Raw genomic sequence first — 23762 nt, forward strand, 5'->3', positions numbered from 1 at the left:
CGCCGAAGGACCCCCTCGTGGAACTGCACTCGAACCCTGCCCCGACGCTGCGTTCGAACGGCGTCCCCATCGCCTCCTCGCCGGACCTGTTCGGCCCCCTCGTCCCCAGTACCGACCACCTCGCCGACCCCGCGGCCCTGCGCCGGCGCCTGCGCGCCGACGGGTACGTGTACCTGCCGGGGATCTTGGACCGGGCCGAGGTGCTGCGCCTGCGCGGTGCGTACTTCTCGCTCTTCCCGGCCGGCTACCTGGCCGACGGCACCCGCCCCGAGGACGGCGTCTTCTCGGGCAGCGTCCCGGACGGGCTCCCCGAGTACGGCGTGGCGGGGCACCCCGCCCACGCCTTCGTACGCTCGGCCGCCTTCCGGCGTTTCCTGGACGACCCCCTCCTCACCGGCCTCGCCGAGACCCTTCTCGGCGGCGGCGCCGAGATGCTGCCCCGCCGTATCCTGCGCCACTTCCACCGCGGGACGGGACGGGCCTCCCGCGCCCATGTCGACCTCGACTACATGGACGCCGTCGCCGCACCGCCCCGCGTGCTCACCATGTGGATCCCGGTGGGCGACTGCCCGAGGCGGACCGGCTCGCTCGTCTACCTGGAGGGCTCCCACACGCTGGCACCCGAGGAGTACGCGCCGCTGCGCGACACCACGGACCGCCCCGGCGACCGGCGGCCGATCTCCCACGACCTGGAACTGACAGCCCGTCATCTGGGCCGCCGCTGGCTGTGGACCGACTTCGCCGCCGGTGACCTCATGGTGCACGTGCCGCAGATCATCCACGCCTCGCTGGACACCATGACCACCACCATGCGCCTGTCCGCCGACGTCAGGTTCCTCCGCTCGGGAGACACACCCGACCCGCGCTGGCTGCGTCCCTGGTCGGCGGACGACGGAGCATGACCCCACCGGCCCCCGATCGGAGCACCCACATGTCCACGTCACCCGAACCGGCCGTTCCCCGGCTCGCCGAACGCCTCACCGCCTACGCCGTACTGGCCCACGACCCGGCCGTGCCGGCCATCGCCGCCGACTACTGGGCCAGGAGCGAGGCCCATTACCGTACGGTCGACGCCGCGCTCGCCACCTTCGTGGCGGACGCGCCCGCCGCCGCGCGGCCGTACGGGGAGGTCCTCGCCGACCCCACGCGCGCCGCCGCGCAGCACGCGCTGCGCGAGAGCCTCACCACGCTGCTCGACGAGCGCCCGGAGCAACGGAAGCGGCTGGCGGCGGCGGTGACGGAGGCCGACCGGCACATCTGGATCGACTACCACCTCGGCGCCGCGTACACCGCGCAGCCGCTCCCGGCGGCGTCCGGGGCACCCGGCCCCCGCCCGCGTCCCGGGACCGCCGCCGCCCACGTGGTGATCCCCTTCCGGGACCGCGCGGGCGGCCTGCGGACCCGCAATCTGCTGGCCTGCCTGCGAGCGCTCGCCGACCAGGAAGGCGGACCCGGCCACCGGGTCACCGTGGTGGAGGCCGACAGCGAGCCCCGCACGCGCCGGGTGCTGGAAGGCGTCGTCGACCGTTACGTCTTCGCCCGCAAGGACGGTCTGTTCAACAAGGCGTGGGCGGTCAACGTGGGCGTCGTCGAATCGGCCCGGGACGCCGTGTCCGAGCCCGCGTACGTGTGCGTCCTGGACGCCGACATCCTCGTGGACCGCTTCTTCGTCGCCCGCAACACCGCACGCCTGCGCGACGGCGGCCACGGCACCCACCTGCCGTACCGCTGGTCGCTCTCCCTCGACGCGCCGTCCACGCTGCGCGCCATCGCCCTGCGCAACGACGACGGCGCCGCCGACGTGCCCGCGTCCGTCCTGCGCGGCCTGCTGCTGCGGGAGCCGCCCGGCGGCTGCGTGTGGCTGCGCACCGACGTCTTCCACGCGGTGGGCGGCTTCGACGAGCGGTACGAGGGCTGGGGCGGTGAGGACGACGACGTGGTCGCCCGCCTGGGCGCCGCCGCCTCGCTGCGCCGCTACGACGACGCGCTGCTGCACCTCGACCATCCCCGGCCCGCGATGACCCGGGACGACGGCGCGCCGTTCAACGCCCATGTCGAGCCGATGAGCTGGACCCCGGCCCACGGATACGGCGACCGGCGGAAGTTCACCGTCACCACGCCCTGACCGGCGCCCCGCCCAGGGCGTCCGAGCGGTGTGCCGCCACGATGACGTCGTCGACGAGAACGGCCTCGGCCACCGGGCAGACCGGTGGCCGTCCGGCCGCGACGGCCGCGACGAAGTCGGCGACGAGCGGCAGATGAGGATTGGCGTCCGGCTCGTACCGCACCCGCCGCGTGCCCTCGGGGCCGGTCGCGGTCAGCTTCCCCGAGTCCAGCGGGTCCAGGACGAGGGAGCGGCCGCCGCCGTGGAACGCGACGCGGTCCACCGGGGGCCCGCCGCTCCACTCCATCAGACAGCGCGCGCGCAGTCCGGGCCACCCGAGCTCCACCTCGGCCCTGCGCTCGGCGCCCGCGGCGAAGCGCCGGCCCAGCCGCGCGCTCACCCGCGCGGGCCGCCCGAACAGCATCAGCAGCAGGTCCAGGCGGTGGCTTCCCGCATCGGTGAGCACCCCGCCGCCCGACACGGCGGGGTCGGTGCGCCAGCGCATCGGGTGGCCGGGACCGGGCTCGAACGTGCACCGGAAGTGCACGTCCACCCGGTCCGGCGACCAGCGGGCCAGCTCCCGGCGCACCTCCCGCACGACGGGGGCGAGCCTGCGGTAGTACGCGACACCCGCGCCCGCCCCGCCCGCGGCGAGGGCGGCGCCGCCGGGGCGCAGGGACCCCGCCAGTGGTTTCTCGATCAGCACGGGCAGCCCGGCGTCCAGCGCGGTGGCGGCCAGCGGCACATGGTGCACGACGGGGGTGGCGACGTACACCGCGTCCGTACCGGTCACCAGGCCCCGCGGGTCATCGCCGGACGCGGCGATGCCCCACCGCCCGGCGGCCGCCGCCGCGCGCGCCGGATCGCGCGCCCACAGGAACACCGGCTCTTCCCCCAGCGCGCGCAGCGCGGGCAGCACCCGGCGGGACACGATGTCGCCGGCCCCGGCCATGCCCCACCTCACGGACGGCGCCTCACGGCACGATCGCCACCTTCAGCGTCTCGCGCGGCGGGCCGTCGTACGGGGCCGGCCCGGCGTCCGGGTACAGTGCGCGGCTCGCCGACAACTGCTCCATCGCCCGGGGCAGCTCCTCCAGGGCGTACGTGTGGGTCAGCAGCTCGGGAAGGAACAACTCCTTGGTGCGAGCCAGTCGTTCGGCGGTCTGGAGCGCCTGTGCGCGCGCGGCGTCGAGGGGCTCGGCGGAGCTGTGCACCCGCAGCCCCTTGCGCTCCCAGGCCACCAGGTCGACGGTGACCCGGGTGTCCACGTGGTGGGTGCCGAGCATGACCACGAGACCGTTCTGCCGTACGAGCCCCACACCGGCGTTGAAGGTCGTCGGCGTGCCCACGGCATCGATCGCCACATCGAACTCCGCTCCTGTCCCGAGGAGTTGCTCCGTACTGCCGTCGACCCGGCGCGTGGCGTCCGCTCCGAACCGGGCCGACCGCTGAAGGCGCCAGTCGTCGAGGTCGACCGCGGTGATGTGAGAGGCCCCGCGCAGCGCCGCCATGCGCAGCGCCATGAGGCCGACCGGGCCCTGGCCGAGGACGGCGACCCGGTCGCCGAGCCGCACACCGCGAGTGGCGTGCACGGCCAGCGGCAGCAGCTGGAGGATCGCGCCCTGTTCGAAGGGAACCGCGTCGGGCAGCGCGCCCACGGATATCTCGCGGGCCAGGGCGAATTCGGCGTAACCGGTGGTCAGCGGCGTACGGACGAAGACGCGCCGCCCCGGTGCGACACGGGTCACTCCCGGTCCGACCGCCTCGACCACACCGGCGATCTCATGGCCGTAGCAGCCCTGGGCGCAGTGGTCGCGCAGCCCGTAGTAGTGGTAGTACGCGAGGTCGCTGCGGTTGCAGACGGTGCAGGCCCGTACCCGCACCAGCACCTCCAGGGGACCGGGCACCGGCACCGGGGCGTCGGTGACCAGGCGGATGTCACGCCTGTCGACGAGCTCATACCGTCGCATGGTTCTTCTTCTCCTCCGTGTGCGGCAGCGTGATTCTGCGCGCGATCGGGCCGGCCGCGGCGGCCACCGCGAGGGCGGTGGCGAACACGGCGGCGAAGGCCGCCGTGTCCTGCCCCGCGCGCACGTGCGCCGCGTTGAACAGCGCCCCGCACAGGCCGACGAGCAGCACGCTGGACAGACTGTCGGACAGTTGCAGCGAGGCCGAGTTCCGGCCCTGCCGGTCCGTGGGCGAGTGTTCGAGAGTGAGGACCCCGACACCGGGGAGCAGCAGCCCCATCCCGAAGCCGGCGACGGCGAGGCCGACGGCGACGGTCACGGCGGGCATCGCCCGCAGCGTGCCGCTCAGGGCCAGGGCGGCACCCGCGCCGTGGACCAGTGCGCCGATGAGGACGGCCCGCTCGCGCGGCCAGGGCAGCCGGGGGCGGCCCTGCAGCCAGGAGGCGGCGAACCAGGTGAGTGCCGCCCCGGTGAGCGACATGCCCGCCATCCCCGGTGACCACTGCCGTTCGTTCACCAGCATCAGCGGGATGTAGGTCTCGATGGTGAAATACGCGCCCGCCGAGACGCCGCGCAGCAGCACCAGCGACGGGATGCCGCGCCGCGCCCTCAGGGTGCCCGGGGGCAGCAACGGCCGCAGACCAGCGGCCAGCAGGATCAGCCCGGTGGCCGCCGCGGCCACGCGGTACGGTACCGACTGCGCCCCCGCGTACTGCAGCAGGCCGGCCCCGAGGGCCACCGCCAGCGCGGGCACGACCCGGAGTCCGCTCGTCCGCCCGCCGCCCCCGGGGCTCTCCCCGACGCCGTCCGGCCGCAGGCGCCCCAGCGGCCGCGCGAGCAGAGCCAGCGCGAGCACCCCGAGGAGCGCGATGCCGTGGAACACCCAGTGCCACGACAGACCCTGGACGACGGCCCCGGCGACCGGCGGGCCCACCATGGACGGAACGATCCAGCACGCGGTGATCAGCGAGAACATGCGCGGCCGCAACTTCGTCGGGTAGAAGCGGCCGACCACCACATACAGTGCCACGGTCACCGCACCGCCGCCGAGCCCCTGGACGTACCGCCCCAGCAGGAAGGGCAGGGTGGAGGCCGCGGTCCCGGACAGCAGCGCGCCACCGGAGAAGCACAGCAGCCCCGCACACAGGGCGGGCGCGGGACCGCGCCGGTCGGCCCAGCCGCCCGCGAGTACGGTTCCGACGATGCCGGTCGTGAGGAAACCGCCGAACGCGAGGGCGTACAGGCCGAGTCCGCCGAGGTCCTGGACGGCGATGGGCATGACCGTACTCAGCGCCAGGCCGGCGAACGCGACCAGGACGAACGTACTGCCCACCGCGAGCGTGCAGGCCCGGTAGGGGCGGGAGAACACCCCCGGCGCGGCCGTTGTGGTCATGGCGTCCCCGTGGCGGCATGCATGGTCGTCCCCCCGTCGCCAGAAATGGATCACGGGGAGGTTTGCACAGGCTGCCCGGCGCGTCAATCGAGGTCGCGGATCCGTCAACTCGCTTTCTGGAGCGCTCATTTCGACACGAATCGCATCGCGGACACTCCTTGACATCCCAGATTGGTATAGGCCAATATCCGTCCTGGCCTATACCAATGCTGTCGCGGTCTTCCGATCCATCGGCCCCGCACCCCGCCCCTCTCGGAGGACCCTCATGGCAGAGAACAGCCACCCGGAACTCATGCGGCTGGCCCACTCCGTACTCCAGCCGGGATTCGTGGGGACCACCGCACCGGACTGGGTGCGCCGCAGGATCGCCGAAGGTCTCGCCTCCGTCGTCCTGTTCGGCCGCAACATCGTCAGCCCCGAACAGGTGGCCGCGCTCACCGCGTCGCTGCGCGCCGAGAACCCCGACCTCGTCATCGCCATCGACGAGGAGGCCGGCGACGTGACCCGCATCGAGGCGCGCACCGGAGCCTCCCGGCCCGGCAACCTCGCCCTGGGCGCCATCGACGACACCGACCTCACCGAACAGGTCGCCCGCGACATCGGCCGCGCGCTGCGCGACATCGGTGTCTCGCTGAACTACGCGCCCAGCGCCGACGTGAACTCCAACCCGCTGAACCCGGTGATCGGCGTCCGCTCCTTCGGCGCGCGCACCGACGTCGTCTCCCGCCACACCGCGGCCTGGATCCGCGGACTGCAGTCAGCCGGCGTCGCCGCCTGCGTCAAGCACTTCCCCGGCCACGGCGACACCAACGTCGACTCCCACCACAGCCTTCCGCGGGCGACGGCCGACGCCGCCGAGATCGCCAGGACCGCCCTGCCGCCGTTCGTCGCCGCCATGGAAGCGGGCGTACGCACGGTCATGACCGCCCACATGCTCATCCCGGCGTACGACGACGAGCTGCCGGCCACACTCAGCCACCCGATCATCAACGACCTGCTCCGCGGCGAACTCGGCTTCACCGGCCTGGTCGTCACGGACGGCATCGAGATGGGCGCCGTCTCCGGCCGCTACGGCATCGCGGGCGCGACCGTCAAGGCGGTGGCCGGCGGCGCCGACGCGGTGTGCGTCGGCGGCGAGAGCGCCGAGGAGTCCACCACCCAGGAGCTGGCCGACGCGCTCGTGCGCGGTGTCCTGGAAGGAACCCTGCCCGAGGCGCGCCTCGCCGAAGCCGCCTCCCGGGTGGGCGAGTTCGCCGCCTGGTCCGCCGAACTCGCCCGCAACGCGAAGCCCGACGAGAACGCCTCCGACATCGGCCTGGTGGCGGCCCGGCGCGCGGTCCGGGTGCACCGGAACCCGGACACCGGCACCGAGCTGCCCCTCGTGGGCGACGCGCATGTCGTCGAACTGTCCCCGGTGATGAATCTCGCCATCGACGGCGGCACCCCCTGGGGCGTGGCCGGCCCGCTGCGGGACCTGCGCCCCGGCACCACGTCCGTACGCATCGGCGAATCCGAACTCGCGGAGGAGGAAGGTCTGTTGGACCGGGTCGCGCTGGCGCCCGCCACCGGCCGCGCGCTGGTCGTCGTCGTCCGCGACGCGGCCCGCTACCGCTGGATGTCGCAGGCCCTGGCCGTCCTCGTACGCCGCCGCCCCGACGCGCTGGTCGTCGAGATGGGCGTCCCCGCGGGCGACCGCCCCGGAGCCGTGCACCTGGCCACGCACGGCGCGACACGCGTCTCCGGCATCGCCGCCGCCGAGGTGCTGGTCGGCGCCGTCTGACCGGACGGGGCGGCCGTGCGGCCGCCCCCGCACACGTACCACGCGGTTGACCCACTCAGCCGCAGCACATCCGAGCCTGGGAATGATTGCATGCCGACGCCCGACCCCTACCTGCACCGAGCCTCTTCGGACATCCCCTACTTCAGCTCCGACGGTGAGTCGTACCTGGCACAGAAACCCTTGCGGGACCTCCGGAAGACACGACCGCTCCGAGTGCTCTCCGAACAGGACTTCGCCTTCTGGCAGACCTACGGCTACGTCATCGTGAAGCAGGCGATCCCCGCCGCGGCGGCGGAACGCCTGCTGGAGTTCACCTGGGACTTCCAGGGCCTCGACCCCGCCAGGCCGGACAGCTGGTACGCGGAACGGCGGTTCCGGTCGGATCTGGAAAGAGACCTGCACGTCTACGGATTCGTCGAGGCGTACCACCACCAGCTCATATGGGACAGCCGCCAGACGCGGCGAGTCTACGACGCGTTCGTCGATGTGTGGGACTGCGAAGAGCTGTGGGTGACCCTGGACCGGCTCAACCTCAACCCGCCCAACATCAGGGACCGCGATCGCGCGCTCATCGCGCCCACGGACAGAGGCTTCGACATCGAGCTCCACTGGGATGTCGACAGCACACTCAGCGTGCCGCCCCAGAGAGTCCAGGGGATCATCGCGCTGAACGACACGCAGCCGGACCACGGCGGTTTCCAGTGCTCGCCCGAACTGTTCCGCACGTTCGACCAGTGGAAGGCATTCCAGCCGGCGGACCGTGATCCGGTCCGGCCCGAGGCCGACCGCACGGAGTTTCCCGTGGTCCGGCCGGAACTCGAGGCCGGCGACCTGCTGATCTGGAACGGTCTGCTGGCGCACGGGGTGGAACGCAACACCTCGGAGAACGGTGTGCGGGCGGTCCAGTACCTCTCCATGATGCCCGCGCTGGAGTCGCACCAGGAGATGAGACGGTCCAGGGTCGACTCGTGGCGCCGGCTCAGCACGCCGGACTGGAACAAGACGCTGGTCGGCGACGCGACGAAGCACGAGTCCCTCAGGTACGGCAGGGCCACTCTGAACGACCTCGGTGCGAAGCTGCTGGGGCTCGCGTCCTGGAGCGGGAAAGAACTCGAAGGGGCGACCGGAGACCTGGCATGCGCAGAATCTGTCTGACTCTCCCCACGAACAGGGCGTGTGCCGACACGATATCGGCGATGGGCGACGAGGCGGATTACGCGGCGAAGAACTTCGACGTCGAGGTGCACCTGCTGATCCTCGACTCCTCCGACGAGGACGCGTTCGCGGAGCACGCCAGGACCGTAGACGAGGAGCAGAGGGCGCCGAACGTGATCGTCCATCACCTCGGCGAAGCCCAGCAGAGGGATTTCCTGCGGCAAGTGATCCACCGGGCCGGCGTCGCCAAGCCGGACCTGCTGCTCGATCTCATGCTCCCGGCCGACGTCTCCTACGGTGCCTGCACCAACCGGGCGTTCTTGATCGCCAGCGCGCTCGGGTGCCGGTCGGTACACCGCAGGGACTCGGACAGCAGCTATCAGCTCCTGAACGGCGACCCCGTCTTCCCCATTCACCATGAGCTCATGTCGCTCGGGAAAAGAGCCGCCGACGCGGCGAACGCCGTGTCCCGGACCGAGCTGGATCCGGAACACGCGCACAGACCGGTGGCGTTGGTGGGCAGCTCCTTCGTCGGTGAGCTGTCCGTGGACATCGGTGAGGTCCAGCGGCTCGACCGCGAGATCTACTACGACATCGTCGGCCTGTGGGCTCCCGGACAGTGGCCGGACGAGAAGAAGAGGCAGCTGGTCGACGAGTCCTTCAGGGGAGCCGGCACCGACACGTTCGTCGAGGACCACTCCCTGCTGACCACCGTCGACCCCATGCGGGTGGACATGTGCAACATCAGTTTCCATCACGAGGTGTACGAGCTCGTCCCCCTGCCACCGGCCACCGACACCATCGGCAGTGACTACTTCCTCATGCACCTGATACACGACGCCAAATTACCCGGCGTCCTGCACAACCGGAACATCGTGAATTTTTACACGGCCGAGCGGAGAACCGACCCCGGATTCCTGGCCTACCAGCTGCGATTGACGAAGTTCTTCCTGTCGATGCTCTATTTCAATTTCATCTACGACAGGATGGCGACGGCCGGCGATTCGCTGCTCGACGACCGGCATCGCGTCCGAGCTTCCGCGATCGTCGAATTCGCCAGGGAAAGCACCCGGTTGGACCGGGGAGAGAACGTACACCGGCTGGACGTCCTCGACCGGTCCTACCGAAAGCTGGGAGGCAGGTATGCCGAGTTCGCCGGCGTCCTGGCGTCACGCGGCAGGCGGCTGCTCCAGGAAGCCCAGGAGGACATCGAGGACTTCGCACTCCTGACCGAAGCCTGGGAACCGCTGATGCGGGCGAGCAGGACCATGGACGTCCACCGGTCATGGAGGTGAGTACGCGCGTGCGCGCCGCCCCCGAAGCCGCTTCCGAGGGCCGGGTGTTCTTCGGCCCCGTGGGAATCGAAGGGCGATACGCGTCATTGGCGCGGGAGCTGCCCGGGATGTCCGCCCGACGCGCAAGGAAAGCCTGGCACGAGCGCGGCCCCGTCCACGTGCCCAGGACGGCCGCACCGGGAGATCCGGTCCGGCTGTTCCCCTGCGCCGCCCACACCGCCGACCGCATGGCACGGGGTTTCAACGGCCCCGGCCCGCTCCCGTACGCATGGATGGACGGCGAATGCCCGGAAGGCCGTGCGTAGATGGGCCGGAAGGTGAATATACGGCACATCTCCGAAGGCGACTGGGACGGGATCGTGGCGCTGGAAGCCAGCATCTACATCGAAAGCGAGTTGTCGGAGGAACGGGAAGCGCTGGAGTCCAGGGCTCACGCCTCACCGGACACCTGCTTCGTGCTGGATTGTGAGCAGCAGATAGTCGGCTACTCGCTGGCGTTGCCCTACCCGACGTTCCACTATCCGGATCTGACCCGGGTGGAAGAGACCACGTTTCACTCGCGAAACCTGCATCTGCACGATCTGGCCGTCGCCGAAAGTTTCCGTGGCAGGGGTCTGGCGAAACGTCTCATACGCCACCTGACGGCAACGGCCAGATCGAAAACGTATGAGCGGATGTCCTTGGTATCGGTGGGGGGAAGTGACACCTTCTGGTCGGCGAACGGATTCGAAGCCCATCACGAGGTCAGCCTGCCGAAGAGTTACGGCACGAACGCGGTGTACATGTCCAAGACGGTGAGCCTTCTCCGACCTGACGGTGCGTCGAGGTGGTGACGGCGAAGGGCTGTACGGAACGACGAAGCCCCTGACCGGCGGGTTCTCGACCAGGACCGCCCCGTCCGCCAGGAGACCGGAACCCGGAGGCGGCGCCTGCCCCGGCCGCCGGGCCCACCTGCCCCTGACCCCCTTGCGATGCGGTGACGCCTGCGCCCAGCTCGCCACGGGGTTCGGCACCGCGGCAGCCCTCGCCCCACCCCTGACCGAGGGGAAGGAGAGGGAGACGGTCCGGACGAAGGCGCCGGCCGGGCGGGCGCCGCGCCCCCGCGGACACTCCTGACGGCACCGCGCGGGGCCCTCCCCGGGGCCGTGGCGCCACGCGCCCCGGCCCCGGGGACCGGGACACGTAGAGTGGGCAGATCGTGTGCCGTCCCGCGTCGCGGGACGGAGCGGTGCGCGGGGACAGGGCTGCGCAGCGGCAGCGTGCGCAGGCGACATGGACGGGGAAGCGGTGTGTACGAGGACGGGCAGCGCGGCCATCACGGTGCGGCGAGGGCGCTGAGATGAGTCTGTTCGCCATCAGCGACCTTCATGTCCGCTATGCCGACAACCGTGACATCGTCGAAGGTCTGCGACCGGAGTCGGACGACGACTGGCTGGTGGTCGCCGGAGACGTCGCGGAGACCTTCGACGACATCGTGTGGGCGCTCGGGACACTGAACGACCGCTTCGCCAAGGTCATCTGGACCCCCGGCAACCACGAACTGTGGACCCCGCCGAACGACCCGGTCAAGTTCCGCGGCGAGGAGCGCTACCTGCACCTGGTCCAGACCCTGCGCGGCCTCGGAGTGGTCACGCCCGAGGACCCCTACCCGGTGTGGCAGGGCGCTGACGGGCCGGCCGTGATCGCGCCGCTGTTCGTGCTGTACGACTACACGTTCCGGCCCGAAGGCACGTACACCAAGGAAGAGGCGCTCGCCGTCGCCCACGAGGCGGGCGTGGTCGCCACCGACGAGTACCTGCTGCACCCCGACCCGTACCCCAGCCGTGAGGCGTGGTGCCGGGCGCGACTGGCCTGCACCCGCTCGCGGCTGGACCGGATCGACCCCGCCCTGCCCACCGTGCTCGTCAACCACTTCCCGCTGGTGCGCGAGCCCACCCGCGTCCTGCACTACCCGGAGTTCGCGCTGTGGTGCGGCACCGAGGCCACGGCCGACTGGCACGTGCGGTACCGCGCGATCACCGTCGTCTACGGACATCTGCACATCCCGCGCACGATCGAGTGCGACGGGGTGCCTCACCGCGAGGTGTCGCTCGGTTACCCGCGCGAGTGGCGCAGCCGGCCGGTCGCGCCCGCCGGACTCTGCCGCATACTCCCCGGACCGGGGAGGTGGCGGTGACCGCCGCCCTCGGCCGGCGCGGGCTGCTCACCCGGTTGCTCCCCGACGACGTGATGGTCAGTGAGCTGTTCACCGACCCACCGGACGTCGCGCTGTTCCCGCAGGAGGCCGAGGTCGTGGCCGGCGCCGTCGAGGCACGGCGGCGGGAGTTCGCGACCGTACGGCGGTGCGCGCGCACCGCGCTGGCCCGGCTCGGCGTGGCACCCGGGCCGATCCTGCCCGCCCGGGAAGGTCCGCCGTGGGCGCACCGCGCGCCGAAATGGCCCGACGGCGTGGTCGGAAGCATGACGCACTGCGACGGATACCGCGCCGCGGCGGTGGCCCGGCGTCCGGCGGTCGCCTCGGTGGGCGTGGACGCCGAACCGAACGCTCCCGTGCCCGACGGCGTGGCGGAACTGGTGATGCTGCCCGAGGAGCGCGGCATCCTCGAACGGCTCGTCGTGGCCGAGCCCGCGATCGCCTGGGACAGGCTGCTGTTCAGCGCCAAGGAGAGCGTCTTCAAGGCGTGGTACCCGCTGACCGGCCGCTGGCTGGACTTCAGCGAGTGCGTGATCGAGCCCGATCCGGTCCGGGGAACCTTCACCGGAACCCTCAAGGTCCCCGGACCGGTCGTCTCCGGGAAGCGGATCGACCGCTTCGAGGGGCGGTGGCGCAGTTTGGCCGGTGAGGGCCCCGGCCATCTGGCCACCGCGGTCGTCGTCCGCGGGCGAGGTCCGCTCTGCTGACTCCGCGCGCCGCCCCTGAGCCCTGACGGGGCGGGGCCGAAGCGCCCGCCCCGCTCACGGCACGCGCCCGCCCGGCCGCCCCGGGTGTCAGCCGATGTACGCCGGCGGTTGGCGGTCCTTCCACGGCACGGCCTGCTCCAACTGCGCGGCCACCTGGAGGAGAAGGTCCTCCCGGCCGTGCGCCGCGACGAGCTGCACCCCGATGGGCAGGCCCTCCACGCTCTGGCCGAGAGGCAGGCTGACGGCCGGGTTCCCCGACACGTTGAACGTGGCGGTGAACGGCCCGTGCGTGAAGATGCGGCTCAGCCAGGAGCGCACCGAAGGGTGGGAGCGTCGTAGTCCAGGGTGCTGTGCGGAGCGGGCAGCCGGGCCAGCTTCGGCGTGACCAGCAGGTCGTACTCCTGGAAGAACCGGCCCACGGGCCGGGTCACCCGGTGCTGGGCCTCCATCGCCCTCATGACGTCCAGCATGGTGAACGCCTCGGTCTCGGCGAGCACACGGCGCGACACCGCTTCCAGCGACGAGGCGTCGGGCCGGCGGGACGCGCCCCTCGGCACTGCGCCACCTGTGGTGACGGCGGTGAGCATGGCGGCCTCGACGACCGCCTCGCCATCGACGTCCAGCCCTGTCTCGGTCACCGTGTGGCCGATCCGCTCCAGCACCTTGCCGGCGGTCACCGTGGTCTCCGCCACCTGGGCGTCCACCGATCCGCCCGTCCACGCCGAGGTGGTGAGTGCCACCCGCAGCCGTCCCGGATCGGTACGGATGACCTCGGCCGGCCTCCCCACGAAGCCGCGCCGGTGGTCCGGGCTCTACGCGGCCCAGTGCCCGGGCCGCTGGAGCGCCGCCGGGATCCTGGTCGCCAGGTCACCCCGGGCGGCGTTCAGCTGCGGCTGCGTGAGGAACAGGGCTCCCGTCAGATCCGCCCCGCACAGGTTTGCGTCCCGCAGGTCCGCACCGATGAGGTCCGCCTCCCGCAGGTCCGCCCCGGACAGGTCGGCGGCGATCAGGTAGGTGCCGCGCATGCTGGCGCCGCGCAGCTTGGCGTTCCGCATGCGCTTGCCCATGAGGTCGGCGCCCCGGTGGTCCTTCTTGCGGCCGGGCACTTCGGCGCGGGCGAGCTCGCTGGCCCGCAGCAGCAGCGCGTTCACTTCCCCGCGCAACGCCATCACGTCGACGGCGAGAAACGACTCGGCCGTGTCCCGGGTCATCGCGTCGATCCGGTCGTAGGCGCGACGCAGATCGCGGTGGACGGGCCGGGCGGCCGGGAGGTCCATGGCCTCGGCGATGTACCGCAGCAGCTCGTGCAAGTGCCGCATGACCGGGAAGACCTCGTACATCGTGCGGGCCGAAGCCGGCTCCTCGCGCCAGCTGCGGCCCTCGAAAGTCACCTGGGAGACCTTCTGCCCGGCCCCGAAACAGTCGAAGACCGTGCAGCCGTTGTAACCGCTGCCTCGCAGCCGCTCGTGGATACCGCAGCGGAAGTCCTGCTGGAGGTTGCTGCACGGGGTACCGGCGGCCTTGTTCGCGGCGAAGTCCGCCGAGCGGGCGAAGGGCAGCGCCACGCAGCACAGGCCGAAGCAGTTCCCGCAGTCGGCCTGCAGGTCGGGGTTGGCGGCGTTCGGGGTGTGCTGGGACAAGACGGTTGCTCTCCTGGTGATGCAGGGCGGGGGACCACTGCTGAACCCCCTGCGATGTCCGGCCCTGTGCGCGGGGGAAGGCAGCCTCCCATCTTATCCGGCCCCGTGCGCCGCCAGCACTTGCCTCCCGTCGGCCCGCTCCCGTCTCCGGAGGTACGGGCGCGATGCCCGCCCGGCTCACCCGAGCACGCCGCAGGAAGCGCCCTCCGGCCTGCGCCTCTGCCCGGCCGGGACGGCCCCGGGGCCCGGGGTCCCGGCCGCCGCCGGCGCGGCTGCTCCAGCGTCGGCGTCACTCCTGGCGTACGGGCCCGAGCCGTCTCACGACCTGGGCGGCCGGAACACGGCGCCCGCGGGCGGACGCGAAGAGGTTCACCGCCGTCGCGGTCACGGCCAGGCCCGCCGCGAGCAGCAGTCCCTGGGGCGGGACCGCATCAGAGCACGGCTTCGAGACCGGCGCTCCTGTCGTCGTCGGAGTCGGGCGCGGTCCTCACCTCCTCGGCGTGGACGCCCGGGGCAGGCGGGCGCTGAGCAGCGCAGCCACAGGTACAGGCCGGTGACAGCCGGTGACGGCCCGCGGGCCCGTCCTGTCACTCGGGACGTGACGGACTCGAAGACGTCGGCCTCTTCGAGGACGGCGGCGACCAGCGTCATGCCGAGCACCAGGGAGGTGTCGCCCCGGACGCGCGGCGCCCCCGCAGCCGGTCCGGCCCACTGGCCGCGACGCCACCGCCGGCCCGCAGGGGCCGTGCCCGTGAGTTCGCGGTGACACCGGGCAGGCGCACCGGTCCAGGCAGGCGGCTCACGACGCGTGGTCGATCTCGCTACCGGGCCGGAGGGTGCTTGCGCCTGGGGTCCAATCGGTAGTCGGGACAGTCGCGGTTTTGGCACGCACCCGGGCCCCATACGGGAACGAACACCCCGAGGGTCTTGTGGCGGTGGACCGCGGCCGGTACGGACTGCTGGCAGGCCGGACACACGTACGTGTCGACCTTGTGCTTCATCTTGACCATTTCTTTACGATATGCCTGAAATGTCACATCGGGAAGTGGTCGGTTTCCTGACCGACTCGCGCGCGACGGTGCTTCACCGTCCTGATCCGGTGAACCAATGGGTGGCGCGGGGGCGTCCACCGCAGGTGGTGCGCAGCCCGCCTCGACCTGCTCGTCGGCCGCGGAGGCGTCACTCCGCTCGTCAGCCGGTTCCGGGAGGCGCACGGGGGCCGGCCTCGTGAGGCTGAGCACCACGGAGCCCGTCAGGACGATGACGATGACCGCGAGGCTGATCGGTGAGGGGATCTCGGGGATGCTGGGACTGATCATCTTGTGGGACGCCTGGAGGATGAGCTTGCCGCCGATGAAGGCGAGGATGATCGCCAGGCCCTTGCTCAGGTAGCGGAAGCGGTCCAGCAGCCCCGCGAGCATGAAGTACAGCGCCCGCAGGCCGAGGATGGCGAACGCGTTGCTGGTGTAGACGATGAACGCGTCGTCGCTGACCGCGAGGACGGCCGGCACACTGTCGACGGCGAAGATCAGGTCGGCGGCCTCGATCGCCGCGACCACCGCGAGCAACGGGGTCGCTGTCCGCTTGCCGGCCTCCTTGACGAAGAACTTCGCCCCGGCGTACTCGTCCCGGACCGGGATGATCTTGCGGAGCATCCGTACGGCGAAGCTCTTGCCCGGGTCGAAACTGTCCTCCTCGTCCTTGAGGAGTTTGTAGGTGCTGTAGAACAGGACCGCTGCGAAGGCGAACAGCACCGCGGTGAAGCGGCTGACCACGGCGACGCCGAGGGAGAGGAAGATGCCGCGGAAGACCAGGGCGCCGATGACGCCGAAGAACAGCACCCGGTGCTGGTACGCGCGGGGCACCTTGAAGTAGGCGAAGATCACGGCGAAGACGAAGAGATTGTCGACCGACAGGCTCTTCTCCAGCAGCCAGGCCGTCGTGTACTCGGTGCCCGCCGTCGTACCAAGAACGACGAAGACGACGGCGCCGAAGATCAGAGCGAGGCTCACCCACAGGCCGCTCCACGCGGCGGCCTCCTTGAAACCGATGACGTGCGCGGTGCGGTGGGACAGCAGATCCACCGCCAGCGACACCACCACGGTCGCGGCGAAAGCCCCCCACAGCCACAACGGGACCTCAAGCACACCGAACACCCTCGTCGTGGGCCGTTCGTGAACGCCGGCCCGTATATCGAAGTGTGCGGCATTGCGCTCTCGGGAGCACGCGGAGCGGACTCGGCGCCACGAAGGCCACCCCGGCGCGAAGCGCGTCGACGCGGTCGTGGCCGGACGTGGGGGCCCACAGGGCGTCGCGGATGTCAGAGGCGCCCACCACGTGGAGTTCCCGGCCACGGCGGCCGCCCAGGCTCCCCTCGGCCGCCGGACCACAGCGAACCCACCGTCGACGGCCCGCCTCCGGCCGGAGCGCCCGGCGGGAGCGGCACCATCGCCTCGTACCGGACCGGGGTCCCGCCGCCCGCCACGGGCGGGGGAGGCGCCTCCGTGGACAGTGGGCCTCGTGATCGCGCCGGAAGAGGCCGACGCACACGAGCGGGCGGCCGACAAGGCCCGCCGGAAGACATGCAAGGAACACGTACGTCGTGCTTCCGTCAGACACCGGTCAGCGCCCGAGCCTCGTGCGAGTGCTCGTGCAAGTGCTCTCGAAAGCACCGGCGTCGCTCCGTGAGGACCGGGGCGCGGTCGCAGAACGTGCCGGCGCAGAGCGGACTTGGGCGTCGATGCCGGTGCTCGGAGGTCCGGACGAATCCTGGGCGGACACCCGGTTCCTTTCACCGAAGGTGAGGCCGTGCCGTAGCAGGCAGGGACGGTCACCAGCGAGGATGCCCGCCATGACCGCTGACCGAAGCCACGTCCCCCTCCGCTCGACGCGCTCAGCACCCGTGGTGTTCGGTGCGGGAGCAGCCATCGGCCTTCTGGGCAGGCTGATCGGGTTGGGCGGCGCGGAGTTCCGCCTGCCGCTGCTGATCAGCCTCTTCGGGTTCGCCGCGCTTTCGGCCGTCATCTTGAACAAGGCGATGAGCCTGGCCGTGGTCCTGGTCGCGTTGTCCGCCCGGCTGGGAGCGGTCCCGGCCGCCGAGGTGGCCGCGGCCGGCGCCGACGCTGTCGGCGACGACGTCGCGCTCGCGGGCACCGGTGAAGCCCTGGAGGTGGTTCTCGGTGTACCAGCCGTTGCGCAGGTGGTCTGGCAGACCGCCTTCAACCCGGCCGTGGCGCCCGTCGCTGTCGCGCCGCTGGCAGTTCTCCTGGCCGGGTACGTATCTCGATCACCGAGGTGATCCGGCTGGCCGAGGCCGCCGGAACGGGTGGGCGACGGCCGATGAGTTTCTACGTGATCCACAGTCAGAGCTCATGATTGGTGCACCGCAGTCACGAGCGTGTTCGAAGCGTGCACCGGCCGGACCCACTGAAAACCAGACACGAGACACCGAGGAACCCGAGATGCGTACCCTGATCAGCACCGCCTTCATGTCGCTCGACGGCGTCGTGGAGTCCCCGGGCGGCGAGCCCGGCTACCGGAACTCGGGGTGGACCTTCAAGGACGTGGAGTTCCTTCCCGAGGCATTCGACATCAAGGGCCGGGAGCAGAAGGAAGCCACCGCGATGCTGATGGGCCGGACCAGCTACGAGGTGTTCAGCCCGGTGTGGCCCGACATGGAGGACTTCGCCGACTACAAGGTGATGCCGAAGTACGTCGTCTCCACCACCCTCACCGAGGACGGCCTGGTGGCGAACTGGGGCGAGACGACGATCCTGCGCTCACTCGACGAGGTGGCCGCGCTGAAGGAGACGGAGGGCGGACCGATCATCGTCCACGGCAGCGCCTCCCTGAACCGGGCCCTCTCGGACGCCGGCCTGATCGACCGCTACCACCTCCTCGTCTTCCCGCTGCTGCTCGGCGCGGGCAAGCGGCTTTTCAGCGCCACGGACAAGGACGCGCAGAAGCTGAAGCTCGTCGAGCACGAGGCCTACGCCAACGGCCTGCAGAAGAACGTTTTCGACGTCGTCCGCTGACCAACTCGGCCTCCGGAGACGGAAGACCGGTACCCGATGACGCCGGCTGACAGCCGACCGTCAGGCCCTCCTCGCACTGGCCCACCTGCGGTGCGGCGACACCTGTGCCCAGCTCGCCGCCGGACTCGGCATCGGCGTCACGATCGTCCACTGCTGGATACGGGAGGCCAACGCCCCCCCGGCCGCCCCGCCAATCGACCGGATCACCGCCGCGGCAGCCCGCAGGACGGCTGCCGCAGCCAGGCCGGTCGCAGTCCAGGCGACCAGATACGGCCGGACCGTCCCCGGAGCGGCGGGCGGCAGCCCGTATTCCTCGGGTCCTGTACGGAACAAGGCGCTCGCCCGACCCAGTCCCACCCCGAGGACTGCGATGCCCGCCCCCCACAGGGCATGGCGCCGCAGCGGGCCAGGCCGCACCTTCTCTTCGTAGTCGTCGGGACCGGAGGAGCCGACGAGTTCAGTCACGCCCAGAAGGACGTGGTCTTGTGGCCGGGCGTTGCGCGAAGGAGGGATCATGCAGCGCCGCAACACAGCAGAGGTGAGCAGAGGTGAGGCAGCCTGGTTTCACGACCCTGGCGCGAATTCGTGCCCTCCCCGTAGCCAGTACACAGGTGTTTGCCGCCGAAGCCGCGGTCGAGGCCCGAAGGAGACCTGTTTCCAGGGCGGCGGCTGCCGCGCCGGCTCTGGGTGCGGAGGGCTGCTTCACCGACATCGGGCACCTGGAGTTCGGCCTGTGGAGGCCGTACCCCGGACAACCCGCGAGCCCGGACTGCTGAGTCGAGGCGCGACAGTTGTCACAAAGGCAGGCTGGTTGTCACCAGCCCCACGGGACATTTGTGGAGCCGGCCCGGCATGGGCCCGGGCCCCCCGACTGCGCGACCGGATCGGCCGAACCGGGGTCGGGCAGGGCAGATCTGCCTACGATCATTGGTGAGCCGCCGCGGGGCGCCGGACGGCCTCGCGGTTCGACCAGGTACGGGAGAGGCGGCATGTACACAGGGGAGACGGGGCCAGGGGCGCTCAGTGCTCTGAAAAGCGCGTACGGCGCCTTCGCGGGTGTGGTGTCCTCGCTCGGTGAGGAGGAGTCCTGGCTGCCGAGTGGATGTGTGGGGTGGGCCGTGCGGGATCTCGTCCTCCACTGCGTGACCGACGCGCAGAGAGCGCTGGTGGCTCTGCATACGCCCGCTGATGGGCCCGCGGACCGCGATGGTGTCACCTACTGGGCGGACTGGCGGCCGGGCGCAGCAGATGCGGCGAACGAGCGGCGGTACATCCGGGTGGGCGCCAGCATGTTCCTGGAGTTCGAGCAGTTGCGAGAGCTGTATCTGGCGACTGCGGCAGCGGCCGTCACTGCGGCTGAACGCAGCGATCCCCAGCAGTTCGTCGGTACACAGGGGCATGTACTCACCGTCGGCGACCTGATGGAGACTCTCGCGGTTGAGGCCACGATTCATCATCTTGACCTCGTTGCCCACCTTCCGGCACCTGCATCCCGGCCGGCAGCCGCCGGGCTGGGGTGTGTACGGGGCACTCTCGACGGCCTGCTCGGTCGTCCGGTGCCGGTGAACTGGAGCGATGAGCACTACGCGCTGGCCGCGACCGGCCGGCTGCCGCTGACCGCCGCCGAGAAACACCGACTCGGCACCGACGCTGATCGGTTCCCGCTTTTTGGATGATCGCTGTGGCGATCGGGATGTGCGAGGAGAGCGCTGAGCAGGACAACGCCGGCGAATTCGTCCGCTGGGACAAACACAGGCGACGACGTCGGAGGTGGACGTGCCCGAGCTGTGGGCCGGTACGGACGCGGGCAAAGCCGAGCATCACTGCGTGGTGATCGAGGCCGACGGCAAGCGGAAGCTGTCACGGCGTGTGGCCGATGACGAGACCGCACTGCTCGATCTGAGCGGTGACGTCCTCGCGCTGAGCGAGGGCGGGCCGGTGACCTGGGCGATCGATTCCAGCGCCGGCGGGGCCGCGCTGGTGATCGCGCTGCTGACCGACAACAGGCAGCAAGTCTTGTACATACCCGGCCGCCCAGGCCCTGCCGACGATGCCGCGCCCAACACCGAGCATGCATCAGCCCCTGCAAACGGCGAGGCCACAGCCCCTGAACCCAACCCCCACCATGCACGACGCGGCTGCAGTACTAGGGCCATACTGGTCGGGCCCCGATCCCTCCACAGAACGATTCCATGGCCAAGAACAGCAGCTCTTCGACCATCGTCCCCGACACCGCGTGGCTGGGACGCGGGCGCCACCTCGGGCCCGAGCCCGAGCAGGACGTCCGGCGCAACCTGATCGCCCTCAAGGCGGCCGGGGTGCTCGACGACTTCCTGGACCTCGACCCCGTCGAGGCGGCCCGCTCCACCGTCCTGCATCCGCGGGACGAGTCCGCCGACCCCGGTCCGTCGGCCCGTCGTCTCTTCGAGGCCCGCTGGCGCGTGGCCGACGGTGTCACGGTGCGTGCGCAGTTGACCACGTACGACCCCGAGGTCCGCCGCAAGGAGGACGAGGGCATCACCTGGGTCCTCGCCGCCGAGGCGGAGCTGACGTGGGACATGCGGTGGCCCTCGCCCGCCACTATGTTCTGGCCCGACAGCGGTCGGGTCGCCTGGGGCCACGACACGGTGCCGGGCGTGCGTCTGCGGGCGGTGAACCACCTGCCGAAGGACGACGACGAGCTGCGCCACCGGCTGCGGGACTGCTCCCGTAAGAGCTGGTTGATCCATGTCGTGGTGCACGAGGCGATGACGCCGGACGCGAGGGGGCGGCAGCCGGTCTCCACGTTCCTGCCGCCGAGCCTGCGGCACCGGGTGGTCGAGCACCGGGGCACTCCGGAGCAGGCACAGATCGCCGACTTCGCGATGAAGCGGGAACTGAACGTGCGGATGCCGCGCGGCGGCGCCGTCGTGCTGCCCTCGGAGCCGCGGAGTCCGGATTACGACGCGGAGCGTTTCACGGTGCGCACTGTCTTCCTGGACGGCTCCGAACCGACGGAACTCCTCGATGCCGTCAAGGAGTTCGCCGCGTTGCCGCGGCCGCTGCCCGACGACGCCGAGCGGGCCCTGACGCGGCTGCGCCAGGGCTGGCACCTGCTGTCCCGGGACGAGGAGCTGGTCCATGCCCAGGGCATGGTCGTCAAGTACGCCGAGGCGCTCGATGCCATGACGAAGTCCTGCGACCTTTACCGGGAGGCGGCCGAGGCGGCGCACGCCGCTCTGGCCGAGGTGACCGGTGGCGACGGTGTGCCCCGGCCGCCCTCACCGGGTCCGGCCGAGGCGGGCGGCTCACCGCTGAACGCCCTCACGAAGGCGTTCGGCCGCTTCCGGGACCCGAACAAGTAGGGCACGCCGACGTCATTCCTCCGTCCCCGCTTCAGGGCCTCCTGCGAAGCGGTCTGCCGCACAAGGGGGCGACGGAGGCTTCGGCGGGCCTGAGGGCGGCCCTTGCCCGGCGCGGGTCCTGGAACCTGGGCACGGTCTTCCCGCCGGTCGTCCGGAGGGTCGCCGCGGTGGCGCGGGCGAGGTGGCTGACCATGGGCCGGCCGAACCCTCCCGCGCCGCCGTACTGGTCAGGGGTGCGCGTGCGTAGTGTCCGCGGGCCGGCGTGGCCGGCGGCCACCTCGATGGTGCCGGGGCGGCGTGGTCGCGGCGCCCGGTGAGAGGTGGCGGAGCCGGTCGGATCGGCGACGCGGCCCCATGGGGGCCACCGCCTGTCCCTGTTCTGTTCGAGGGCGACTACCTCACTGTCGAACGCATGAAAATCTATGGTGGCCGGAGTAGACATTGGGTGGTGGTGTGGTTATGGTTTCTCTCGTAGCCGAGATCGAGAAGGGCCCGGCAGAGATGAACTGCCGGGCAGCAGTACCCGCAAGTGCAGTTCGCAGGACGGTGCGGCGGTGGAGTTCCGAAGCCAGAGCGGTTGCAGGACGGTGACGGGGCTGACGGCCGGACCGGGGGGCCCGCAGTGATCAGGGGCCGCCACACGCAGTACCAGCAGCGAGGTTTCCAGTAGTTCCTCGGTAAAGGCGTCTGGCTGCGGGCGCGCGTACCGGGAGGTTCGGCAGTGGGGTTCCAAGCCAGAGCAGATGCGGGACGGGCGACGGGGCTGGCTGTCGAAGGGTGGCGCTGTTCGAGGCCACCAGCGGTTCGAAGTTCCCGTTTGGCAAGTGAGTGACCCAGAGGAAGAACGGAGGGATTGGGCGCCATCAGGATCGCCCGGGCGAGCAGTACGGAGCCTGGGTACCGCAGGACATCGACAGGCAGGTGGTCTCCGGTCACGCATCCGCGATCCCCGCACCCCCGGCAGTGCTCAGGCCGGGTCTGCGGAAACAGAAGGCCGGCGCAGTACCAGGGCCGGCAGATGGTGTAGCAGTTCCTTCGGGGCCCTGGTGCCATATGGCACCAGGGCCCCTCCACGCGTTCCATCGAGAGGTGACGCGACGGGCGTGGACTCGGGCCCCGGTGCGCATGGAAGGTCGTTGTACCGCGCCAGGGACACGCCGAACGGCGGCATGACGAAGGTGTCCGAGCCCCCGGCCTTCGCCACGACGAGACGAGGGGAGCGGGTGCGGGCGCGGCGGCAGGAACCGGCGCGGGAGCGGGAGTTCGGAGGCGTGCCCCTGCCTCGTCGGGCGCCCTTCGTCAGGGCCGCCCGCAGATGATCCTTCTGGGCGAGTTCCCGCAGGACGAGCGGGGACAGCACCTGCTCGGGCGGCAGGACGCGGGTGGATTCCCGGCAGGAGCCCGACCACCGGTACCCGTCGTGCACCCGGACGCGACCCCCGCATCCCCCGGGCGGGCCTTCGTGGTCGTCCAGGCCGGTGAGGACGAAGCCGCTCGTCCGGCGCAATGACGCCGCAGGCCCCGAGGCTGGTCCGCGTACCACTGACCGGCCGCCCCGAGCTGTACCTCCAGGGCGTCGCCGAGGAGACCGCCGCCCGTTACGGCGAGGTGGTCGCCCGCCCGGCCGACGCGGATCTCGCGGTACTGCGCCTGCGCACACCCCACGAGCCGCGCGCGACCAGGTTCGAGCCCTTCTTCCCCTCCGGTTCGCTCGCCTTCCCCGACGACGGACTGAAGGAAGTACTGCGGCTCCTGGACGCCGTACCCTCGTCTGGGTCGACCTGGAACGGGCGGCTGTCACCCTCGAGACCGCCGGGCGGGCCGCGGCACTGATCGCGGACTGCGGCGCGAGCGACGCCGCACTCCGCGACGTCGCCTTAGGACGGGCCACACCGCAGGGCCGCCCGTCCTTCGAACTGCCGCGCTCCATGGCGGCGGTCGAAGCATCGCGCCCCGACGTACCCGACGACTTGCAGAACCCGCTCTTCCCCCATGGTCACGGACTGACCATCTGACCGTTACTGCCCCTGAACTGCGGGACAGCGGAGCCGGCTTCTGGTCGAGCTGTCGGAGCCGGGCACGTTCCAGGAAGTGGAGCAGTTCCATGCGCGGCGGTTCGTCGGACGCATTCCCGCGGTTCAGGGGGTGG

At 71.1% G+C, this 23762-nt stretch carries 20 protein-coding genes and 3 pseudogenes; 15 read left to right on the plus strand and 8 right to left on the minus strand.

Annotated features, from left to right (window positions below; all coding sequences use genetic code 11):
* Nucleotides 1-17: 17 nt before the first annotated feature.
* Together ABD374_RS14705 and ABD374_RS14710 are read left to right on the plus strand one after the other, a co-directional pair.
* The gene (locus tag ABD374_RS14705; protein WP_344495230.1) at nt 18-902 is read left to right on the plus strand and encodes a phytanoyl-CoA dioxygenase family protein; all 885 of its coding nucleotides are present in this window, start codon (nt 18-20) and stop codon (nt 900-902) included.
* A gap of 29 nt (nt 903-931) precedes the next feature.
* Nucleotides 932-2125: a galactosyltransferase-related protein gene (locus tag ABD374_RS14710; RefSeq protein ID WP_344495232.1), complete on the plus strand. Its 1194-nt coding sequence runs from the start codon at nt 932-934 to the stop codon at nt 2123-2125.
* Here the strand turns inward: ABD374_RS14710 and ABD374_RS14715 are convergent.
* The 3 genes from ABD374_RS14715 to ABD374_RS14725 are packed head-to-tail and all read right to left on the minus strand — an operon-like array spanning nt 2112 to nt 5464.
* On the minus strand, nt 2112-3056 hold the full coding sequence (locus ABD374_RS14715) for a Gfo/Idh/MocA family protein (RefSeq protein ID WP_344495234.1): 945 nt from the start codon (nt 3054-3056) through the stop codon (nt 2112-2114). The two genes, ABD374_RS14710 and ABD374_RS14715, sit on opposite strands and share 14 nt — an antisense overlap.
* A 22-nt stretch (nt 3057-3078) precedes the next feature.
* Nucleotides 3079-4074, minus strand: coding sequence for a zinc-dependent alcohol dehydrogenase (locus tag ABD374_RS14720; RefSeq protein WP_344495236.1), 996 nt, complete (start codon nt 4072-4074; stop codon nt 3079-3081).
* Complete coding sequence (locus tag ABD374_RS14725; protein ID WP_344495238.1) at nt 4061-5464, minus strand: MFS transporter; 1404 nt, start codon at nt 5462-5464, stop codon at nt 4061-4063. The genes ABD374_RS14720 and ABD374_RS14725 overlap by 14 nt, the downstream gene beginning before the upstream one ends.
* 265 nt (nt 5465-5729) lie before the next feature.
* On the opposite strand from ABD374_RS14725, the gene ABD374_RS14730 reads away from it, so the two are divergent.
* The 6 genes from ABD374_RS14730 to ABD374_RS14755 all read left to right on the plus strand — a co-directional run bounded on the left by ABD374_RS14730 (nt 5730) and on the right by ABD374_RS14755 (nt 12595).
* The gene (locus ABD374_RS14730; protein WP_344495240.1) at nt 5730-7244 is read left to right on the plus strand and encodes a glycoside hydrolase family 3 protein; all 1515 of its coding nucleotides are present in this window, start codon (nt 5730-5732) and stop codon (nt 7242-7244) included.
* Nucleotides 7245-7334: 90 nt separating this feature from the next.
* Nucleotides 7335-8399: a phytanoyl-CoA dioxygenase family protein gene (locus ABD374_RS14735; protein ID WP_344495242.1), complete on the plus strand. Its 1065-nt coding sequence runs from the start codon at nt 7335-7337 to the stop codon at nt 8397-8399.
* Entirely contained in the window at nt 8381-9694 is a 1314-nt protein-coding gene (locus ABD374_RS14740; protein WP_344495244.1) for a DUF6271 family protein, read from the plus strand. The genes ABD374_RS14735 and ABD374_RS14740 overlap by 19 nt, the downstream gene beginning before the upstream one ends.
* A 359-nt stretch (nt 9695-10053) precedes the next feature.
* Nucleotides 10054-10527, plus strand: coding sequence for a GNAT family N-acetyltransferase (locus tag ABD374_RS14745; protein WP_344495246.1), 474 nt, complete (start codon nt 10054-10056; stop codon nt 10525-10527).
* Nucleotides 10528-11033: 506 nt separating this feature from the next.
* Nucleotides 11034-11870, plus strand: a complete 837-nt coding sequence (locus ABD374_RS14750; protein ID WP_344495248.1) for a metallophosphoesterase family protein — start codon at nt 11034-11036, stop codon at nt 11868-11870.
* Nucleotides 11871-11893: 23 nt separating this feature from the next.
* Nucleotides 11894-12595: a 4'-phosphopantetheinyl transferase family protein gene (locus ABD374_RS14755; protein ID WP_425577242.1), complete on the plus strand. Its 702-nt coding sequence runs from the start codon at nt 11894-11896 to the stop codon at nt 12593-12595.
* An 87-nt stretch (nt 12596-12682) separates the two neighbouring features.
* Here the strand turns inward: ABD374_RS14755 and ABD374_RS14760 are convergent.
* The 4 genes and pseudogenes from ABD374_RS14760 to ABD374_RS14775 all read right to left on the minus strand — a co-directional run.
* Nucleotides 12683-12874, minus strand: a pseudogene (locus tag ABD374_RS14760) (amidase family protein); the annotation flags it as partial.
* A 23-nt stretch (nt 12875-12897) separates the two neighbouring features.
* Nucleotides 12898-13383 carry an amidase family protein gene (locus tag ABD374_RS14765; RefSeq protein WP_344495252.1) on the minus strand — a complete coding sequence of 162 codons (486 nt, stop codon included), beginning with the start codon at nt 13381-13383 and terminating at the stop codon, nt 12898-12900.
* A 24-nt stretch (nt 13384-13407) separates the two neighbouring features.
* Nucleotides 13408-14235 carry a pentapeptide repeat-containing protein gene (locus tag ABD374_RS14770; protein ID WP_344495254.1) on the minus strand — a complete coding sequence of 276 codons (828 nt, stop codon included), beginning with the start codon at nt 14233-14235 and terminating at the stop codon, nt 13408-13410.
* A gap of 1214 nt (nt 14236-15449) precedes the next feature.
* Nucleotides 15450-16382, minus strand: a pseudogene (locus ABD374_RS14775) (TerC family protein); the annotation flags it as partial.
* A gap of 704 nt (nt 16383-17086) precedes the next feature.
* Here ABD374_RS14775 and ABD374_RS14780 point away from each other — a divergent pair.
* From ABD374_RS14780 to ABD374_RS14805, 6 genes are all read left to right on the plus strand, one after another.
* Entirely contained in the window at nt 17087-17533 is a 447-nt protein-coding gene (locus ABD374_RS14780) for a hypothetical protein (RefSeq protein WP_344495256.1), read from the plus strand.
* Nucleotides 17534-17696: 163 nt separating this feature from the next.
* Nucleotides 17697-18269: a dihydrofolate reductase family protein gene (locus tag ABD374_RS14785; protein WP_344495258.1), complete on the plus strand. Its 573-nt coding sequence runs from the start codon at nt 17697-17699 to the stop codon at nt 18267-18269.
* Between the two features lie 85 nt (nt 18270-18354).
* Nucleotides 18355-18699 carry a hypothetical protein gene (locus ABD374_RS34620; protein ID WP_425577243.1) on the plus strand — a complete coding sequence of 115 codons (345 nt, stop codon included), beginning with the start codon at nt 18355-18357 and terminating at the stop codon, nt 18697-18699.
* A gap of 559 nt (nt 18700-19258) precedes the next feature.
* On the plus strand, nt 19259-19945 hold the full coding sequence (locus tag ABD374_RS14795; protein WP_344495260.1) for a maleylpyruvate isomerase N-terminal domain-containing protein: 687 nt from the start codon (nt 19259-19261) through the stop codon (nt 19943-19945).
* 100 nt (nt 19946-20045) lie between these two features.
* Nucleotides 20046-20567 carry an IS110 family transposase gene (locus ABD374_RS34625; RefSeq protein WP_425577244.1) on the plus strand — a complete coding sequence of 174 codons (522 nt, stop codon included), beginning with the start codon at nt 20046-20048 and terminating at the stop codon, nt 20565-20567.
* Complete coding sequence (locus tag ABD374_RS14805) at nt 20462-21613, plus strand: hypothetical protein (protein WP_344495262.1); 1152 nt, start codon at nt 20462-20464, stop codon at nt 21611-21613. The genes ABD374_RS34625 and ABD374_RS14805 overlap by 106 nt, the downstream gene beginning before the upstream one ends.
* Nucleotides 21614-22895: 1282 nt before the next feature.
* Here ABD374_RS14805 and ABD374_RS14810 read toward each other — a convergent pair.
* A pseudogene (locus ABD374_RS14810) lies at nt 22896-23111 on the minus strand (barstar family protein); the annotation flags it as partial.
* Nucleotides 23112-23119: 8 nt separating this feature from the next.
* Here ABD374_RS14810 and ABD374_RS14815 point away from each other — a divergent pair.
* Complete coding sequence (locus tag ABD374_RS14815; RefSeq protein WP_344495264.1) at nt 23120-23446, plus strand: hypothetical protein; 327 nt, start codon at nt 23120-23122, stop codon at nt 23444-23446.
* The last annotated feature ends 316 nt before the right edge of the window (nt 23447-23762 follow it).

Origin of the sequence: Streptomyces enissocaesilis (assembly GCF_039533765.1) — a bacterium.
GTDB lineage: Bacteria > Actinomycetota > Actinomycetes > Streptomycetales > Streptomycetaceae > Streptomyces > Streptomyces enissocaesilis.

Excerpts from the sequence above, each read along its gene's own strand:
- ABD374_RS14785 (WP_344495258.1), top strand. The coding sequence starts at position 17,697 with ATGCGTACCCTGATCAGCACCGCCTTCATGTCGCTCGACGGCGTCGTG.
- ABD374_RS14805 (WP_344495262.1), top strand. The coding sequence starts at position 20,462 with ATGGCCAAGAACAGCAGCTCTTCGACCATCGTCCCCGACACCGCGTGG.
- ABD374_RS14780 (WP_344495256.1), top strand. The coding sequence starts at position 17,087 with ATGACCGCTGACCGAAGCCACGTCCCCCTCCGCTCGACGCGCTCAGCA.
- ABD374_RS14720 (WP_344495236.1), bottom strand. The coding sequence starts at position 4,074 with ATGCGACGGTATGAGCTCGTCGACAGGCGTGACATCCGCCTGGTCACC.
- ABD374_RS14715 (WP_344495234.1), bottom strand. The coding sequence starts at position 3,056 with ATGGCCGGGGCCGGCGACATCGTGTCCCGCCGGGTGCTGCCCGCGCTG.
- ABD374_RS14725 (WP_344495238.1), bottom strand. The coding sequence starts at position 5,464 with ATGACCACAACGGCCGCGCCGGGGGTGTTCTCCCGCCCCTACCGGGCC.
- ABD374_RS14740 (WP_344495244.1), top strand. The coding sequence starts at position 8,381 with ATGCGCAGAATCTGTCTGACTCTCCCCACGAACAGGGCGTGTGCCGAC.
- ABD374_RS14730 (WP_344495240.1), top strand. The coding sequence starts at position 5,730 with ATGGCAGAGAACAGCCACCCGGAACTCATGCGGCTGGCCCACTCCGTA.
- ABD374_RS14795 (WP_344495260.1), top strand. The coding sequence starts at position 19,259 with ATGTACACAGGGGAGACGGGGCCAGGGGCGCTCAGTGCTCTGAAAAGC.
- ABD374_RS14750 (WP_344495248.1), top strand. The coding sequence starts at position 11,034 with ATGAGTCTGTTCGCCATCAGCGACCTTCATGTCCGCTATGCCGACAAC.
- ABD374_RS14710 (WP_344495232.1), top strand. The coding sequence starts at position 932 with ATGTCCACGTCACCCGAACCGGCCGTTCCCCGGCTCGCCGAACGCCTC.
- ABD374_RS14735 (WP_344495242.1), top strand. The coding sequence starts at position 7,335 with ATGCCGACGCCCGACCCCTACCTGCACCGAGCCTCTTCGGACATCCCC.
- ABD374_RS14815 (WP_344495264.1), top strand. The coding sequence starts at position 23,120 with ATGACGCCGCAGGCCCCGAGGCTGGTCCGCGTACCACTGACCGGCCGC.